The organism is Solibacillus sp. FSL W7-1324, assembly GCF_038008025.1.
In the GTDB taxonomy this organism is placed as follows: domain Bacteria; phylum Bacillota; class Bacilli; order Bacillales_A; family Planococcaceae; genus Solibacillus.
On sequence record NZ_JBBOYH010000001.1, the window covers coordinates 2,839,311 to 2,856,697 of the forward strand.

At 41.0% G+C, this 17,387-nt stretch carries 15 protein-coding genes and 1 riboswitch; of the genes, 6 read left to right on the plus strand and 9 right to left on the minus strand.

The window, feature by feature from the left end; translation table 11 throughout:
* The first annotated feature begins 6 nt into the window (after positions 1-6).
* Together MKY71_RS14130 and MKY71_RS14135 are read left to right on the plus strand one after the other, a co-directional pair.
* Positions 7-1,656: a methyl-accepting chemotaxis protein gene (locus MKY71_RS14130; protein WP_340733033.1), complete on the plus strand. Its 1,650-nt coding sequence runs from the start codon at positions 7-9 to the stop codon at positions 1,654-1,656.
* A 595-nt stretch (positions 1,657-2,251) separates the two neighbouring features.
* A complete protein-coding gene (locus MKY71_RS14135; RefSeq protein ID WP_340733034.1) occupies positions 2,252-3,937 on the plus strand; it encodes a methyl-accepting chemotaxis protein in 1,686 nt (561 codons plus the stop codon).
* An 83-nt stretch (positions 3,938-4,020) separates the two neighbouring features.
* On the opposite strand, the gene MKY71_RS14140 is transcribed toward MKY71_RS14135, so the two are convergent.
* The 9 genes from MKY71_RS14140 to MKY71_RS14180 all read right to left on the minus strand — a co-directional run bounded on the left by MKY71_RS14140 (position 4,021) and on the right by MKY71_RS14180 (position 13,812).
* A complete protein-coding gene (locus tag MKY71_RS14140) occupies positions 4,021-4,326 on the minus strand; it encodes a DUF3243 domain-containing protein (protein WP_079524255.1) in 306 nt (101 codons plus the stop codon).
* 169 nt (positions 4,327-4,495) lie between these two features.
* Positions 4,496-6,076 carry a BCCT family transporter gene (locus MKY71_RS14145; protein ID WP_339173040.1) on the minus strand — a complete coding sequence of 527 codons (1,581 nt, stop codon included), beginning with the start codon at positions 6,074-6,076 and terminating at the stop codon, positions 4,496-4,498.
* 133 nt (positions 6,077-6,209) lie between these two features.
* Entirely contained in the window at positions 6,210-6,956 is a 747-nt protein-coding gene (locus MKY71_RS14150) for an amidohydrolase family protein (protein ID WP_340733035.1), read from the minus strand.
* 227 nt (positions 6,957-7,183) lie between these two features.
* Complete coding sequence (locus MKY71_RS14155) at positions 7,184-7,702, minus strand: acyl-CoA thioesterase (RefSeq protein ID WP_340733036.1); 519 nt, start codon at positions 7,700-7,702, stop codon at positions 7,184-7,186.
* Between the two features lie 539 nt (positions 7,703-8,241).
* The gene (locus MKY71_RS14160; RefSeq protein ID WP_340733037.1) at positions 8,242-9,030 is read right to left on the minus strand and encodes a lysozyme inhibitor LprI family protein; all 789 of its coding nucleotides are present in this window, start codon (positions 9,028-9,030) and stop codon (positions 8,242-8,244) included.
* A 16-nt stretch (positions 9,031-9,046) separates the two neighbouring features.
* On the minus strand, positions 9,047-10,429 hold the full coding sequence (locus tag MKY71_RS14165) for a sensor histidine kinase (protein WP_340733038.1): 1,383 nt from the start codon (positions 10,427-10,429) through the stop codon (positions 9,047-9,049).
* Positions 10,426-11,124, minus strand: coding sequence for a response regulator transcription factor (locus MKY71_RS14170; protein ID WP_339173051.1), 699 nt, complete (start codon positions 11,122-11,124; stop codon positions 10,426-10,428). The genes MKY71_RS14165 and MKY71_RS14170 overlap by 4 nt, the downstream gene beginning before the upstream one ends.
* Before the next feature lie 12 nt (positions 11,125-11,136).
* On the minus strand, positions 11,137-12,384 hold the full coding sequence (locus MKY71_RS14175) for an FG-GAP repeat domain-containing protein (RefSeq protein ID WP_340733039.1): 1,248 nt from the start codon (positions 12,382-12,384) through the stop codon (positions 11,137-11,139).
* Positions 12,385-12,561: 177 nt separating this feature from the next.
* Positions 12,562-13,812, minus strand: coding sequence for a cytochrome P450 (locus tag MKY71_RS14180; RefSeq protein ID WP_340733040.1), 1,251 nt, complete (start codon positions 13,810-13,812; stop codon positions 12,562-12,564).
* A gap of 205 nt (positions 13,813-14,017) precedes the next feature.
* On the opposite strand from MKY71_RS14180, the gene MKY71_RS14185 reads away from it, so the two are divergent.
* The 4 genes from MKY71_RS14185 to thiW all read left to right on the plus strand — a co-directional run bounded on the left by MKY71_RS14185 (position 14,018) and on the right by thiW (position 17,247).
* Positions 14,018-14,773: a 3'-5' exonuclease gene (locus MKY71_RS14185; RefSeq protein WP_340733041.1), complete on the plus strand. Its 756-nt coding sequence runs from the start codon at positions 14,018-14,020 to the stop codon at positions 14,771-14,773.
* A gap of 270 nt (positions 14,774-15,043) precedes the next feature.
* A complete protein-coding gene (locus MKY71_RS14190; protein ID WP_340733043.1) occupies positions 15,044-15,826 on the plus strand; it encodes a nucleotidyltransferase in 783 nt (260 codons plus the stop codon).
* A gap of 56 nt (positions 15,827-15,882) precedes the next feature.
* On the plus strand, positions 15,883-16,455 hold the full coding sequence (locus MKY71_RS14195) for a cupin domain-containing protein (RefSeq protein WP_340733045.1): 573 nt from the start codon (positions 15,883-15,885) through the stop codon (positions 16,453-16,455).
* Between the two features lie 109 nt (positions 16,456-16,564).
* Positions 16,565-16,653: riboswitch (TPP riboswitch) on the plus strand.
* A 93-nt stretch (positions 16,654-16,746) separates the two neighbouring features.
* A complete protein-coding gene (thiW, locus tag MKY71_RS14200) occupies positions 16,747-17,247 on the plus strand; it encodes an energy coupling factor transporter S component ThiW (RefSeq protein ID WP_339173071.1) in 501 nt (166 codons plus the stop codon).
* The last annotated feature ends 140 nt before the right edge of the window (positions 17,248-17,387 follow it).

Genomic DNA, 17,387 nt, shown 5'->3' on the forward strand with positions numbered 1-17,387 from the left:
ACAATAGTGAAACTAAAACAGAAAATATTAATGCTCGCATTGTTACCGCTGCTGTTGGCTGTCTGTATTATCGGCTATAATATTAGCCAGCTTATGAGCCTGAACGCATCGACGGAAGAAGTCGTGGATTCCTTAGTTGCCGTTGAGGAATTAAACAGCTCGGTTCAAAGCCTGCAAAAATCATTGAGCGTCTATTCGATCAATGTATCCGAGAATAATAAATATAATATTGAGATGGATTTAGCTCGAACTGAAGAAGTTTATAACAGTTTAAAAGGCAGTTTTTCAACAGAACGCCAACGTCAAGTCAGTGCACAGTTTGAAGAAAAATTCGCAAAAATTGCCGAAGCGAGTGCCGCTTCCCTGCAGGAATCAAATGTTGCGGAAATTAAGCGTCAATCCCAGCGAACACGAGGAATCGTCAATGATGTAATCGAGCTGAAACGCGATGTGAGTGCAAACTATTCGGCAATGCAGCAAGAGCTTGGAAATAAAATCAACGCGATTACATGGATTTCGATTATTTCAGCGATCGCACTTATTCTCGTAAGTGTCGTGTCTGCCCTGTATTTCACAAACAAAATTGTTGGCCGCATCGGTCGATTAACAACTGGTGCGAAAGAAATTGCTGCCGGGAATTTAAATGTGCAGTTTGAAGATAAAGCGTCTGACGATGAAGTTGGTGAACTGCAAACTTCATTCCGCCAAATGACCGTTAACTTAAAGGAAATCATCACGCATGTATCGGACAGTTCCGATCAGGTTGCTGCATCTGCCGAGGAGCTGATGGCCAGTGCCGATGAAACAATGCTTGGTACAGAGCTGATTTCCACTTCTATTCAAAATGTATCGGACGCAGCGGATAAGCAAAAGGAAATGTCGAGCTCCTCTGCCGCCTTTGCACAAAAAGTATTGGAAGAAGCTGAAGAAATCGCGAATCAGGCAAATCAGGCGACAGCACTGTCCAATTCAACAAATGAAAAAATCGAAAAAGGTTCGGTATATGTTGAAAACACCGTATCCCAGATGAACCTCATTCAATCAACAGTTGAAGAAACAGCGCAGTCTTTAACTCATCTTGCTAACCGTACAACAGAGATCGTCAAAATATTAAAGCTTGTACAAGATATTTCCGACCAGACGAATCTGCTTGCACTGAATGCTGCAATTGAAGCAGCGCGTGCGGGTGAAGCGGGTAAAGGCTTTGCCGTTGTTGCGGATGAAGTGAAAAAGCTTTCCGAACAGACGAAGCAGTCCGTATCCGACATTTCACGCATTGCCGCTGAAATTGAAAATGATACGACGACAACCGTTTCATCGATTCAGCAAGTGAAAGACCGCGTCAATGCCGGGATTACAATTTCGCATGATACGAAGGCAACGTTTGACGAAATTCTTGCTATTATTGGGCAAGTACAAAATCAGGTAAATGAAATTACCGCTGTATCTGACAGCATCCATTCGAAAATGGAATCGGTATCAGAGCAATCACTTGAGATGGCGGCGGTTTCTGAAACTACGGCTGACAATGCTGTGTCGGTCGCATCCGCTTCTGAAGAGCAGCTTGCATCGATGTCCGAAGTGAATACCGCAGCTGGTTCCCTTGCCCACCTTGCCGAAGAGCTGCAAGGTATCGTGGCGAAGTTTAGAACTTGATAATATGTATATGCTAACCGAAATCCTTTTAGGGGGTTTCGGTTTTTTTGTTGGTTTGGGGTTAGGGTGGTGATGCTCGGGGTTATTAGAAGAATAGCTACCGTTATTAGAAGTTCACGGTTCGTTATTAGAACATCGGTTACGTTTATTAGAAGTTTCCTTTACATTGTCTTCCGGTAGAGAGGTTCTTTGCTTATTTAGTACGTTGCGGGATACGCTTTCATGTTTTATTAGAAGAGTTGTACCTGATATTAGAACATCACAACATGATATTAGAACTTTCACTGATTTTATTTGCACATTCCGGATACTTATTAGCACAATCGGCACTTATATTAGAACTTCCGGCTTTTATTAGAAAACTTTTCACTTTATTAGAACATCCCGGCACTTTATTAGAAAATCCACCCCATACCCAAAACTGTCATATGTCAAAATATTGTGCTTAATGCATCATAAACAACCCTTATTCTGCAAACTTCTTTTTTAGTCTAAATAACTACAAAATCTAACTATAAATTAGTCTTAAGTACTTTAGATTTAAACCGAAGTTATAAATATATATCAACTATGACATTCGGAGGAAAATTAAATTATGAAAATTGGAAAGAAATTGTTCGGGAGCTTTGGTATCGTTGTTTTGATTCTTATTTTTCTCTCAGCTTTTTCTGTCATGAAAATGACTGAAATTGATGAGGATTATTCGTTCGTAATAGAAGATCGAGTATATAAAGTAACGGAACTTTCGGCAATTCAAAATGCAACATCATTACAAGGGCTGTATGTCCGCTCTTATGTTTTACGCCAGGACCCAGCTGATTTAGAAAGCCTTACTACTCAAAGAGAGACGATTTCAAATACAGTCAGCGCCATCGAAGGATTATTCAGAACCGCTGAAATGCAGGAACAAATCGCTACTCTAAAAGAAAATCAAGTTTTATATAATGATTATGTATCTCAAATTATTGACTATGTGGATAGCGATGAGATCGAAAAAGCCACTAATATGCTATTTGAGTTTGCTGTACCAACAAACCGCAATATCCTGCAAACTATCAACAATATGGTTGATTTTCAAAAGGAACAAATGAATACGACAAGTGATGAAACTACAGCAAGTGCAGGTATTAGTAAAACGATGATGATTACCGTTTCTGTAATTGGGATTTTACTGGCATCATGCTTAGGTGTTTTAATTACAGCCAGCATTACCCGCCCGTTACGCAGATTAACACATGCGGCAAATGTGATTGCGAACGGTGATTTACGCGAGGAAGATGTTCAGGTCAAATCAAAAGATGAGATTAAGGAGCTTGCGACTGCCTTTAATGCAATGAAAGCCAATCTTGCCAACTTAATCAATAATGTATCGCTGAATGTTTCTAGTACAACAGCAGCTTCTGAACAGCTTGCGAGCAGTACCGATGAAGTGTCGGCTGCTTCCGCTGATATCGCAAAACGTGTGGAAACCGTTGCTGAAGGCGGTAGTCATGCGGCAGCAATCGGAAATGATTGTGCAATCGCAATGGATGAAACAGCTCAAGGTGTAAGCCGAATCGCTGAAGCCGCGCAAGTATTGAACTCACATGCAATGGATATGCAGACAATCGCAGGAGAAGGCGGTCACACGCTACACACAGCTGAACAGCAAATGTCAGTCATTCAGCAGTCTTCTTATGAAACAAAAGAAAAAATTAAGCAGCTGAGCAGACAATCTGCCGAAATCGAAAACATTACGAAAGTGATTACGGATATTACAGACCAGACAAACCTGCTTGCTCTTAATGCGGCAATTGAAGCGGCCCGTGCCGGAGAACATGGTAAAGGGTTTGCCGTTGTCGCTGACGAAGTGCGCAAACTGGCTGAGCAGTCGAAAAACTCGGCATCACAAATTGCCGGCTTAACATCGACGATTCAGGAAGATACGAGAGAAGTTGAAGAAAGCGTCAATGCAACGGTTCAAAACGTTGATCAAGGTGTTATCTACTTACAAAATGCGCAAGTTTCATTTAATCATATTGTCGGGTCGATCACAGATATGACTGCTCAAATTCAGGAAGTCTCTGCATCGTCCGAACAAATCTCTGCAAGTACTGAGGAAGTTGCGGCATCTGTCGCTGAGATGGCCCATGCAGCTAACGGTGCTGCAGGTGAGATTGGCATTGTTCTATCGGCAGTTGAAGAACAGACTGCTACCATGCAGGAAATTAACGATGTCGCCCAATCATTGAGCGAAGGCGCTGTCGGAGTCCAAGAACAGATCAATCAATTTAAAGTGTAGAAAACATGAAAACGCAAAAGCTGTAACATCAGCTTTTGCGTTTATTTGTAACATTGGATTCTATTAAACTCAGGTCCAATGAATTAATCTGCTTGTACCATTTTCACTAACACACTTGCCAATGCTTTCTTTTCGCTTTCGTCTGCTACTTTCCATAATTCCTGCAGCACTTTTTCTTCACTGTTTCGAGGTTCTTCGTTTTTAGCTAAATGATCCGCTACAAACTTGGCGCCTTTTGCCAACATGTCATCGCTCAAACCTAGTCGTTCACCTTTAGCAAGCTGGTCGTTCAAATAGCTTTTGAACGTTGAAAAGCTTTCTAAAATCTGATCTTTTTTTTCTGGAGATAATTCATCAAGTTTCTTGTTAATGTTATTCATTTCACTCATTTTGTAATTCCTCCTACGATTGTGTTTTGGCGTTCACCTAACAATTACCCGCACCATTTTTATTTAAACTATATTTTAAAAAACTATTCAATTTTTTTCGAAATCCGAAGAAATTTTAAAAAAACCGTACGCAGCCTATAGAAGTAAGTTGCGCACGGTCCTTTATGAATTATTTTTTATCGTTAATTTTTTTCGAGTCTTTTTCGTCAAATTCTTCTATTTGTTCCATGATGCGTTTATAGCGACGTGCATCCCGTTTTGTAACGGGGGGCACCTCATGTCGGATCATTTTAATGAATGAAACAATTAGTAATAGCATGACGACTGTAAACGGCAGTGCTGATATAAGCGATGCTGTCTGTAATGCTTCAAGTCCTCCGGAAAACAACAGAACCCCTGCTATCGCAGCAATTAATACACCCCAGATAACCTTTAACCTATTACTAGGATCCATTGTTCCGTTTGAAGTCATACTTGCCATAATAAATGTTGCCGTGTCAGAAGATGTGATCAAGAAGATGAAGATCAAGGCAATCCCAAGAATCGATGCGATTGTCGTTAACGGCAACTGATCGAGCATCATAAATAATGCGACCGTTAAGTCTGTATCAACCGCTTCGGCAATCGTTGTACCTTTATTTAAATCAAAGTAAAGTGCAGAACCGCCAAATACTGCAATCCAGAGACAAGAAATTAGCGGTGGAATGATTAATACACCAACAATAAGTTCACGGATAGTACGGCCTTTTGATACACGTGCCACAAATGAACCTACAAATGGCGACCAAGCAATGGCCCATGCCCAGTAGAAAATCGTCCAATCCTTCACCCATGTCCCGCCAGCGTATGGCTGTAAACGTAAGCTGTACTGTACAAAGTTCGTAATATAATCACTGATTGCCAATACAAAACTTTCTAATATAAATACTGTAGGGCCTGTAACAAAAACAAATAGTAATAAAATAAATGCCAGATACATATTGAGATTACTTAGTATGCGAATCCCCTTCTGTAAACCGGTTAAAGAAGACGCCATATAACCGACAAATACTACAATAATGATTGCTACCTGCACCCAAATCGAAATTGGAACATTAAATACGGCATTCAAACCACCGTTTGTTTGTAATACCCCTAAACCGATTGATGTGGCAACACCCATGACAGTAGCGATTACGGCTAAAATATCAATGGTATTCTTAATTCCGCGATTTGTTCCTGTGACAGGCTCTAACGCTGTAGAAATTAATAAGTTCTTCTTTTTATTATATTGCATGTATGCCATAACTAGTCCAATCACTGCGAATACGGACCATTGACTAATGCCCCAATGGAAAAAAGCATAGCCCATTGCAAGTCGTGCAGCCTCGGTAGTCTGCGCTTCTACATTGTTGAATGGCGTATTAAAAAAGTGACTCATCGGCTCGGCTACACCCCAGAATACAAGGCCTATCCCTAAACCTGCCGCAAATAACAATGCAATCCACGTATGGAATTTAAACTCCGGTCTTGCATCTTTCCCGCCTAAACGGATTTTCCCGTACTTGGAAATAGCCAGTACTAAAAGGAATACAATAATAATAAATACAGACAGTAAATAAAACCAACCGAAATAATCGGTTGTTAAACCAAATAAATATGTAGCAACATTACTAAAAGCTTCGGGTGCCACAATCCCCAAAATAACACAAATTAAAATAAATATTGCAGAAATACTAAATACAATATTGGAAAAATATTTTCCCTTCATAAGTTCACCTCATTAGAATACATTGAGTAGTATATACCCTTATTTTGCTACATTAAAACATTTTAATTCATATTTTTACTATTTCTGTATAATGAATAGAATATGTGTTTCATGATTTAGTTCGAAAAATTATTTAATGGCCAAAATACCAGCTATGCGCATTCCCATATAAAATTTTATCGCTGGCCTGTTCATCAAAAAGTTGCTGGATGAGTGCAATGTCGGCAACTTCAAACGGCCTGTTTGCACGGGTAGATGGCAAGTCGGTGCCAAACATTAGTGCATCCGGGTTAATGCTGTATATTTCTTTCAACGCTTTTTTTACATCCAATTCAACCCGGCCAAACCCGGTCGCTTTCACACGAACTCCTCGATCGACCAGCTTCAGTAAATACGGCAGCCCTTCTTCGGACAGCCCTAAATGGTCAATAGAGATTGCCGGTAATTTCTCGATCGTTGCAGCAATTTCAGGCAGCTCTTTCGCATCAATATACAGCTCACTATGCCAGCCGACGAGTTCATGCACGCGTCTTGCAAAATAATCGAGCTTCGATAAATCCTCTGAACCTCCGCGTTTAATGTTAAAGCGCAATGCTCTGATTCCACTTTTATGCAGTGCTTCAATTTCTTCGTCCGTCACCGTATAGGGCAATTGCGTAACCCCACAAAATTCGGGACCGAGTTGCTTCAGTGAATGCTGTAAGTACGTCTGATCAAATCCTTGAAATGAGCCGGAAACAATAGCCCCGCCTTGAATCGGTAAATCTTTTGTTTCCTTATTGTAAGCTGCTGTGTCAAAGCTTGGCGGCATATATCCTTGACTTTCGATTATCGGAAAGTTGTAATCAATAATATGAAAATGCGCATCGAAAATTTTCATTCTGCTCTCCCCTTTGTTTTTTAATAGATGGCTCATGTGACGTGAGGGGGATCGTGGAGATAAAAGATGGCTGTTACTTCTGATGGGGTTATTAAATAATAAAGTAGGCTATCCTAAAGAAGCAGCAAACCAATACGGATGACTGAATAAGAAGTCGCTTATTTTGAAGTAATGTATGAAAGCGTCAAAAATGTAATTTTCTTGGTGATTCCTTTGAATGAATAGGGTTATGGCATCCATTCATGATTTTTTCGGAGATAGCTCACTGTTTCTTTATTGAAAACCCGCTTGTCATTACGGAAATTCGTGCGCTGTTTGGATTTTTCATATAAATAGCGTTCTTCAATTGTTTCCGGATAAACTTGTGGAACTTTAGTAGGTTTCCCTGCCGAATCAAGCGCTATAAATGTAAAATAGGAAATCGCCGCAATCTTGCTTTCCCCTGTACGCATATTTTCAGCATGTACTTTGATGAACACTTCCATCGAGCTCGTCCCTGTCCAAACGACAAATGACTCAAATGTAACAGCTTCTTCAGGACGGATTGGGGTTAAAAACTCTACAGTATCAACCGATGCCGTGACACATTCCCGCCTGCTGTGCTTTGCCGCAGATATGGAGGCGACTTGATCCATATCGCTCAACAGCCTGCCGCCAAACAACGTATTATGATTATTGAAATCATTCGGGAATACCCGACTTGAACGAATAACTCTCGATGCATTACAAGGCTTGGACTCTTCCATTTTTTTATCATCTCCAACATTTATTATTCTAAATATTCTAAATTTTATTTGTACATCATATTAAATCATTCTATTTGAAGAATCAATGTTAATTTGGATTATTGTATACTGCTTATTATGTTCGGTGGATGATTAATTAATTCGAATGAAGGGTGGAATTTTATTAGAAGGTTTGGGGTGGATATTAGAAAATGGTGGTGGGTTATTAGAAGATTCGCGGAGTTTATTTGAAGATCTGGTCAGGTTATTAGAACTTTCGGGTGTTAGAGGGAACAGACTTCATTTTCTCTGGATTATTGGTAAATTGCTTTGAAGTGTGCGGTTTTTATTAGAAGTTTTGTAGTGGATTTTAGAAAATCGCGGTGGCTTATTAGAAGATTCGAGAGGTTTATTTGAACTTCTGACCGGGTTATTAGAACATCTGGCTATTATATTAGCACTTCCGCATTATATTAGAAGATTTTATCGGATATTAGAACTTATTAGATTTTATTAGAACTTCCAAGAGAAAAAGACTGTAAAGAGTTCACCTTACAGCCCTATTTCATATATAAATCGACCAATTCATAACAACGCTCTTTTGTTAACTGTGCTTGAGTGCTTACGTACTGCAAAGTTTCCATCGATCCGCCTTTATATTGTAAAGCATCCTCTGTTGCCTTTTCGTCGCGATATTCGAGCCAGTCACGCTGCTCTTCTTTTAGTTTACTCATGTCTGTCGGTGGCAAAGTCTTCTTTAAATCAGAATAAATTTCATTTAAAAGCTGATCCCATTTCGAGAATATTTCTCCCTGGGCTGCTGTCATTTCGACTTGAATCCCTTGATCAAAAACTCCATCATATTCTTTCACACTTTTTTCTACTTCCGCTAATTTAGCGAGGTATTTTTCCTTCAAGCTGGCAGTAGGATCTTCGGGTTTTCCAGGAGGTGGGTTTCCCTCTTCATCCCCGTTTGCGGAATTTTGTTCAAAGCTTTCTCTGATGCTATTATTAATTTCCGTTTCGGCTTCAGCAATCATGTTTTCCAGCTCTTTTTTCAAACTGTTGTCCAATTCAGGATTATCCAGCAGCGGGTGTGCTTTTTCCAAAACACGGTCCCAATCGGCCTGGTTCTTTGCATCCTTCACTTCTTCAAATTCCTGAAGTTGTGTAGATAAAGCTTTCGTCTTTTCATCGGTTATGCTATTTTCCTCGATCAATGTTAACGCTTCTTCATATTCCCCATTTTCTATCGCTACAATGACCTTGTCTTTTATTTGCTCCTCACTTTCGGTACCGCAGCCGGCCAGCAATAAGCAGGCCGTAAACATTCCTACAAGTTTCTTCATGTTGTTTTCCTTCTCTCTATTCCAGGCTACTTTTCAACGGCAATTCAATACAAACTTCCGTACCTTTTCCGTATGCACTGTTTACTTCAATTGTCCCGACATGTTTTAAAATGATCGTGCGTGAAATCGCTAACCCAAGGCCGGCACCAACGGATTTCACATCAGCTTTATAAAAAGAATTCATAATATGCTGTAACTGCTCTTCCTTTATTCCAATTCCTTTATCCCGAATCATGCAAATCGCCTTCCCGTTCGACTCGTACTGTTTGATCACGATTTTGCTGTCATGAGGCGAAAATTTAATTGCATTTTCAAGAGTATTCAATAAAACTTGCCTGATTTTATCCACATCGGCGTAAATTGAAACTGGCGCAGTGTTAAGCACCATGCTGATATTTTTTTCATTCGCTTTACTTTGCATCTGTAATGCCACTTCTTCGACCAGTGTCGCATAGGCAAACTTTGTCGGGTGCAGCTCAATGCGATTGGACTCATACCGTGAGAAGTTCAGTAGATCCTCCACCAATTTGATGAGGCGGTCGGATTCACTGTTGATCATCCGTAAACCAAAGTTGATTTCCTTTTCCGTTAATCCTTCCGGGGACTCCAGCATTTCAGCCCACCCTTTTATTCCAGTAAGCGGTGTCCGAAGTTCATGCGAAATTGAAGAGATGAAATCATTTTTCAGCTGATCCGTTTTAACAATCTCATCCGCCATATAATTCAGCGTTTTTGACATTTCGCCTAATTCATCCGGATACTCTTCCTTAATTCTTTTCTCGAAGTGACCTTTCGCCATTGTCTCTGTAAATTGAATGATTTCATTAAATGGCTTCACAATTGACTGGGCAAGCTGGAGGGCTACAAGAAAAACAATTGCCGCAACCCCGAGACAAAGTAAGATGCCGTATCCTAACAGGCTTTGAATGAGAAGATCGGTCTCTGTTAAGGATGTAGAATAACGGAGTACGCCTATTACTTTCCCTTCCAGAATCAGCGGGATATACGTGGCTAAAATTTTCTCTTCCGTCTGCTCGAACTCTTCCTTTTCATAATAGGGGCTAAAGGAAGAAAAGAGATTCGAATCAACCGGATAGCTAATGTCTTCATAAAATCCTGTAGAAGATTGAATCCGTTCACCATCTCTATTTAAAAGCTGCAGTTCCGCACCATCAAACGCAAAGCTTTTTATAATGAAGTCACTGAAATCTTTTATTCTGTCAGATGTCAGCTCCATTTCATTGGCCCATCTAGGATGGATCGTTTCCACATGCTGTTCAAACGTATTGGCGATTCCTTGGTAATAATACTTTGTCATGGCACCCCAAAATACCGCCATCACAAGACTTAACGTCAAAATGATGATAATCATGAAATAAAGAATGACTTTCCGTTTCATTCGTTAACCTTCCAAAGGTATCCGCGTCCCCATTCAGTACATAAATACATTGGGGAGGAGGGATCTTTTTCGACTTTCTGGCGAATCCGTCTTATATTGACATCCACTACTTTTAACTCGCCTACATAGTTTTCGCCCCATACCGCATCCAATAACTCATCCCTTGTAAACAATTCGTTTGGATGTGCCATTAGAAAATGCAGAAGAGAGAACTCAGTCGGTGTAAGCTTCACTACCTCATCAGAACAGTAAAATTGATTGTTTTTCACATCCATTTTAAAGTGTCCGGAAATCAGCAAATCGGTCAGATTGGGTGTTGCCACGTCAGCGACATTTATTCTCCGTAGAAGCGAAAAAATTCTCACTTCCAATTCCTGCAGACTAAATGGTTTACATAAATAATCATCTGCCCCTATTACAAGGCCCTCTAGTTTATCCTTCTCTTGTGTTTTGGCCGTAATCATAATGATGCCTACTTTTTGATTTACTTTCCTGATCTCCTGGCAGACTGTAAATCCATCGATTCCCGGCAACATTAAATCGAGCAATACAACATCGAAACTTCTATTTTGAAATAACTGTAATGCTTGTTCGCCTGATTCGGCTTCCGTCACTTCGTAGCCTTTCTTTCTTAAACTTAATGAGACAAAACTGCGAATGGATAGTTCATCTTCAACTACTAGGATGTTTGTCATATTTGCCCTCGCTTACAACTCGTATTGTTCCAAATGAAATGATTCAACAGGAAAATCCGGGTGTTCTTCTATCGTCGTATAATAAATCATGTCTTTCGTTTCTTCTACTATTGTATGAGCGGAATTGGGTGTTTCTTTATTCACCCACTTCACTTCAAACAGCAGATCATTGTTTGCAATTGATACAAGTTGTATGCCGTTTTCTATCGACTTAATGGTCAGTTTTCCGTGCCATTTTTCCGGAATATCTATATAAAAAGTATGTTCAAGGTTGGTAGCCCGTTCTGTTACTTTTTTAGAAGTACCGTTGATGGAATAGGTAACGTAGCGCACGATGTACGGGGTTTCAGTTGAATCCTCTTCTCCCCATCCTTCCGGCAAATAGGTTTCACCGACTTCCATTATGCCGTCATTATTCAAATCCGTACTGTATAATGGCAGCGCTTTGAATGCGAGATCGCCATGTTTAGCACCTACTTTTATCAGTGTTGTTCCGTCATAAGCAATAATTTCAGTTAGCATCGCGTTCACGCCGATTGCGCTATCGATATATAATGCATGATTCCCGTCATTTAGTTTTCCACTCTTTATCTGCTGATGAAATGCATAGCTGTTTAAAGAAACTGCAGATAAGGACACTAAATCGCCCAATTCATAGTGAAATAATTCAGCGGTATACGAAGCTCTTCTTTCCCCATCCACAAGTAGAAGTTCCAATCTTTCATCCGTATTGTAATGTGAAATATCAAGCCCTTCATAACTGCGTTCGACCGTCTTTTTCAAGGTCCTGTCCTGCCAAACATAAATCATCATCTGTTTTTTCGTTTCAAACTCACTGTCGCCTAAACCGACTACTACTTCCATTACACCGTCTTTATCCAAGTCATGGAGACCAAAATAATCGATTGCCTGCCCATTTGGTTCAACCTTCGCCGTTTCGTGCCATTCATTATCTTCTTCTTGTAAAACCATGACATGTACTTGCGATTTCTGTTGCGGATTTTTGTATAAGACAATGGCCTCTTGCTGTCCATCACCATCCAGATCCTCGATAAAAACAGATTGATTTTGGTCGTTTTGCACCGGTGTGACGAGTTCACTGGAAGGTGGCAACAGTACTTTTAGCTGTTGTTCCAGATTTCTTTTTTGCTCGTCTTGCTGCTGTGGTGAAGTAATCAACTCATTTGGAGATTTTACAAGATCGCATCCCGCAAGCAATGTGATCATACAAATCGTTATCCATCCAATGCCTTTTCTCATGTGCATACGCACCCCTAACTAACGCTGGCTTTAACCGTTTTCTGGAATAAGTTTATTATATAGCCAACTCCTATGGAAAGCGTTACAAAAAAGTTACAGTTCAAATTTCTGCATTGTAAACAAATAAAAAACTTGCAGCCGTTGTATCGATTGGCTGCAAGTTTTACCGAAGTTATTTTATTGACGCTGAACATTTTTGATGATTACTTTGCTGCTTGGGAGACTTGGAATGCTTACTTTACTGTAGCTCAAATCCTGCTCCGGCACATCATACGTCATTCGGTTCACTAAAAAATCGAGGCTCACTTTCATCACTTCGATCGTTACCCATTCCCCAGCACAGCGGTGGCCTAAATAGTGGTCACCACCACCTTGCGGGATAAAGCTGAACGGGCTGTCATCCCAGTTTTCAAATCGGCTCGGCGCAAATACGTCAGGGTTCTCCCAAATCTTCGTGTCATGATTTGTGCCGTACAGGTCCAACAATGTTAATGTTCCTTCTTCAAACGTGTAATCGTTCCATGTAAACTGCTCCTTCACTTCTGCTGCGGCAAATGGGAAGAACGGATAAAAACGCCGCACTTCCTGCACAAACATCTGCGCCAGCTTCCCGTCACCGGATTTCAGCTTCTCACGCTCTTCCGGGTAATGATGAACAGCAAGCGCCGAAAAGTTGATGTAAACAGAAATCGCGACGATCGGCCGTAAAATATTGATGACTTCCACAGCTGCGACTTTTGTGTCCAGGAGATTCCCCTCCAGATCCCGATGCCACGAAAATTCGTGCAATGCTGTTCCTTCTTCGGGACTTAATTTCCCATCGCGTACTTCGTCGATCAGTTCACCTATCCATTTTTCCACCCGGTTGCGCGCATGTCTTCCCGCCCAATGTGACGGTCCGACAGCCGTTGCCGATTCGAACATTGCCCGTAAATCGTCCGCCAGTTTCTTGATTTCCTCTTCTTCCACCGGCACACCCGCCCACTCACAGGCAGTACGGCACATAATTTCCAAAGTTTCTTCGTATAGTTCGATTTCGTCCATCTGCTGCCACTTGTCTAATGCGTATTCCCATTGTTTCGCATGGATTTCATTCAGTATTTGAAGTCGCTCTCGGGACATGAGCGACATGAACATTTGTTTACGGTGCTTATGGGCATCGCCATCCAATGTTTGCACACCCTTTTTCCCAAACAATGTTTCGGCTACACGGTTTGGCGCAACACCTTCTCTTTTGAATTTGCTGTTGTCGTAAAAAACAGCCGCTGCTTCTTTCCCGCCCATACAAATCGCCTTTTTTCCTAGCAGCCTCGTTTCAAATACGTCTGACTGGAAGCTTTGACGCCTGTTTAAAATATAAAGATAACCTTCCCTCAAAAGGCTCAAGCTGTTGTCTAGCCCTTCTTCCTTCGGTACCGAGTTTGTCATTCCATCCATCTCCTTTTATATGAGTAACATTGTTGGTAATCCGTTCCCTGTTTATTCGCAGGAAAAACTTCCTTCCTATTTGGGGTAATGAAGGATATCGACTGATAATTGATTGCTGTTACGGCAGTAGTCAGCTTTTTATTTATTATTACGTTTAAGTATGGTTCAATTATAGAACAAACGTTCCAGTGGAGAGGTGAAGTTTATGGACATTGAACGACTGCATATTCGCATCATGATTACATGCTCGATTGTGGGCTTTGCCAAACGGGAAGAATTGGCCGCAAGTTATGTGCCAGAAGCAATTGATGAACTGGAGCAGCACGGTTATATTGCTCGAACACGCTATGGTCATTATTACAATACGAAGCTCGCGGCGCAGTATTTGAGAAAGTTTATTACAACATACAGCCCGCGCTTAAAGGTTGCGGAGATGGTGGAATTGTTGGAGCATTCACCTGAATATGTTGTCGTCGATATTGAAACAACGGGAGGCTCTGCTGCCAGGGGTGATAAAATCGTGGAAATCGCTGCGCTGAAAATACGTAACGGAGAGACGGTGGACCTTTTTCACCGGTTTGTGAATCCAGAAAAACCGATCAAAAATTCACATATTCACGGGATTACGAATGAACGCGTGAAAGATGAGCAAACGATTTCCCCAGTCATTCGCGCCTTTAAAGATTTTTTAGGTGATATGCCGATTGTCAGTCACCATATCGGGTTTGACTGGTACAGCTTTCTCGCGCTCGAGTTTTTCAGGAATGGCATTCGTCCAACGAATCCGGCTGCCTGTACGGTACTGCTTGCACGCAAGTATTTGGACAGCCCGAAAAATAATTTGAATGTCATTGCCGAAACGTATAACATTCCGCTCCTTAACCATCATACAGCTGATGCGGATGCGATTTGTGCCAATGAAATACTGCAGCTTATTTTGAAAAAAGCGACTGCACAGTAGGAGTGTGTGGTCGCTTTTGTGCTTTTATTAGAATCGTTGAGATGGTTATTAGAAAATGTTCGCAGGGTATTAGAACATCGGAGTGCTTTATTTGAAGATGGCGGCTGTTTATTAGAACTACTCACTGATTTATTAGAAGTTCGCACTTTTATTAGCACATTTTTTTATTTATTAGAACAATGCAGGACGATATTAGAAGTTTTCGAGATGCATTGTATTGAAACTATTTCCAGCCTGTCGTCGTAGAATATATAAATTGGAGGTGGATGGATGAGGAACTTCGCTTTATATATGATGTTTATCGGGATATTGATTACCGCCATCAGCGGGAACTGGATCATCTTTAATTATGATAATGTCACGATTTATCCGAAGGCTTCTTATGTAATTTTCGCAATCGGGTTAGTCATTGTAGCAGGCGCATTTGTCATGAGCCGTTTCACTGCGTACCGTGAAACTTCACGGACAGTTGATAATCGAGACGCTTTGAACAGATGGCTTATGGCGAATTATCCGGTTAATAAATGGTTAATCGTCCTCATCATTCTTCCTCTTTTGCTTGCACCGTTTTATAGCTGGTCGCTGCTTTTTAAGTTATTGAAGTGGTATATACTTGCGGGGAGCATGATAGCCGGCATCATTTTCATTCTGCAAGGTGAACGGGTAGAAGATGATGCAGATTGGCAGTATAAAGGGAAAACAAAGAAAATGCTGGAGCTGATCGATTACCGGAAACATCCGTTTAATATTTCGCTTATTCTTTTTATTCTCGTCATCGGAAGTTTTATTTTGAGTAAGCAGTGGAATATTCCACTCCATATGGATGTTGGCGGCAATCCGTACTACGTCACTACTTTGCCGATCAGTGCATCTGTTATGTCCGCACTCATGGTGATGAGTACGTTTATTTATATAATTAATCATGGGGATTTCTTCGGTTTCCGTAAAGCTGAGCTAAGTTATGAACGAGTCATGGCTGCCCACTTTGGAGAAATTTTTATGTGTGGTCCTACATTGTGTCTGTTAATTTTCACTTGGATTATTTCCTTATAGGCACGAAAAGGTAATTTTTTGCATACTTTAACAGCAATAATAAAAGAGGTGAACGATTGAATTCGAATCATGATTATACAGCGGCGCAACCGCAGTTTACATTCGATATTAATAAAAATGCATTGTTTGTTAAAGATCAGCATAATTTTATCAACCTGCTTGGCGTGAACCAGTTGAATACGCTGGATAATATATCGCTGCTCGATATTTATTTGAGTGCCAATAATGTCATTGAGCCGCACTATCATCAAAATGCGGCGGAACTTGTTTACTGTATTACGGGAAGGGCGATTGTTTCGATCTTGAATCCATTCACGAAACAGCTGTTGCATTTTCCGATTGGCCCCGGTCAAGTGGCAAACGTTCCTCAAGGCTGGTGGCATTATGAAGTTGCTACGCAAAATAATACGCATCTGCTAGCCATTTTTAATGCTCCGACACCGGAAGTGATTTTAGGTTCCGACCTGCTTAAGCTGACACCGGCAAATATTATGGCCCATACTTATGGCATGAATGAAAATCTGTGGCAGCAGGCAGTTGCACCTGTCCGACCTAATACTTTCATCGGTCCGCCAAACCCTTGGCAGCACGCCCAGCCCGCTAATTATGGCGGCGGATATGAGCAGTGAATGCACTCGGTCAAAGGGAGTAAGTTTCAAAAAAGTGCTTGCATTGTGAAGTGGTCATGTTATGATTATTGTGAAATTAACCTAATATTGGAAGCAGATAATCTGCTCGTCAAACTACTAGGGGCGCCTTTTGGCTGAGAAGTACCCTTTGCACCTGATCTAGGTAATACTAGCGTAGGAAAGTAGTGTCGATTCCCTATTTTTATTTTTTTATAGGCTACGATACCACTTTCTTCATTGAAAGTGGTTTTTTTGTTGCAAAAATTTATTTGTAAAGGGTGGATGGTTGAAATGAATAAAACGAGAAAGCTTACATACTCCGCGATTATAGCAGCGATTACAACGATTCTCAGCAGTATGGTGTATATCCCATTAGGATTCGCGAAAATTTTTCCGATACAGCATTTTGCCAATGTCGTCTCGGCCGTACTTCTCGGTCCATGGTATGCGGTATTGCAGGCGTTTCTTACATCGACGTTAAGAAACTTGATGGGGACAGGCAGTCTATTTGCTTACCCTGGAAGCATGATTGGTGCTCTTCTCGCGGCATTGTTGTTTGCGAAAACGAAGAAGCTGGCGTTTGCCGCTTTGGGTGAAGTAGTCGGGACAGGGTTGCTTGGTGCAATGGCTACTTATCCGATTGCGATATTATTTTTAGGTCAGGAAGCGGCGCTGTTCGGTTTTGTCCCGGCCTTTATGATGAGTTCGTTTGCGGGTGCAATTTTAGGCTATGGTTTGCTGAAAGTGATGGTGAGAAACCGGGCGTTTGGCGGGATGCTTAATGCGGGGTGAGTCGCTGGGGTTGGGGGCGGTTTTATTAGAAGATTTTCGGTAGTTATTAGAACATTTGGGCGGGTTATTAGAACTTCTGGGGTGGTTATTAGAACAATTTTTTGCTAGAGAATTTTTTGTATTGGTATATCGATTTTATT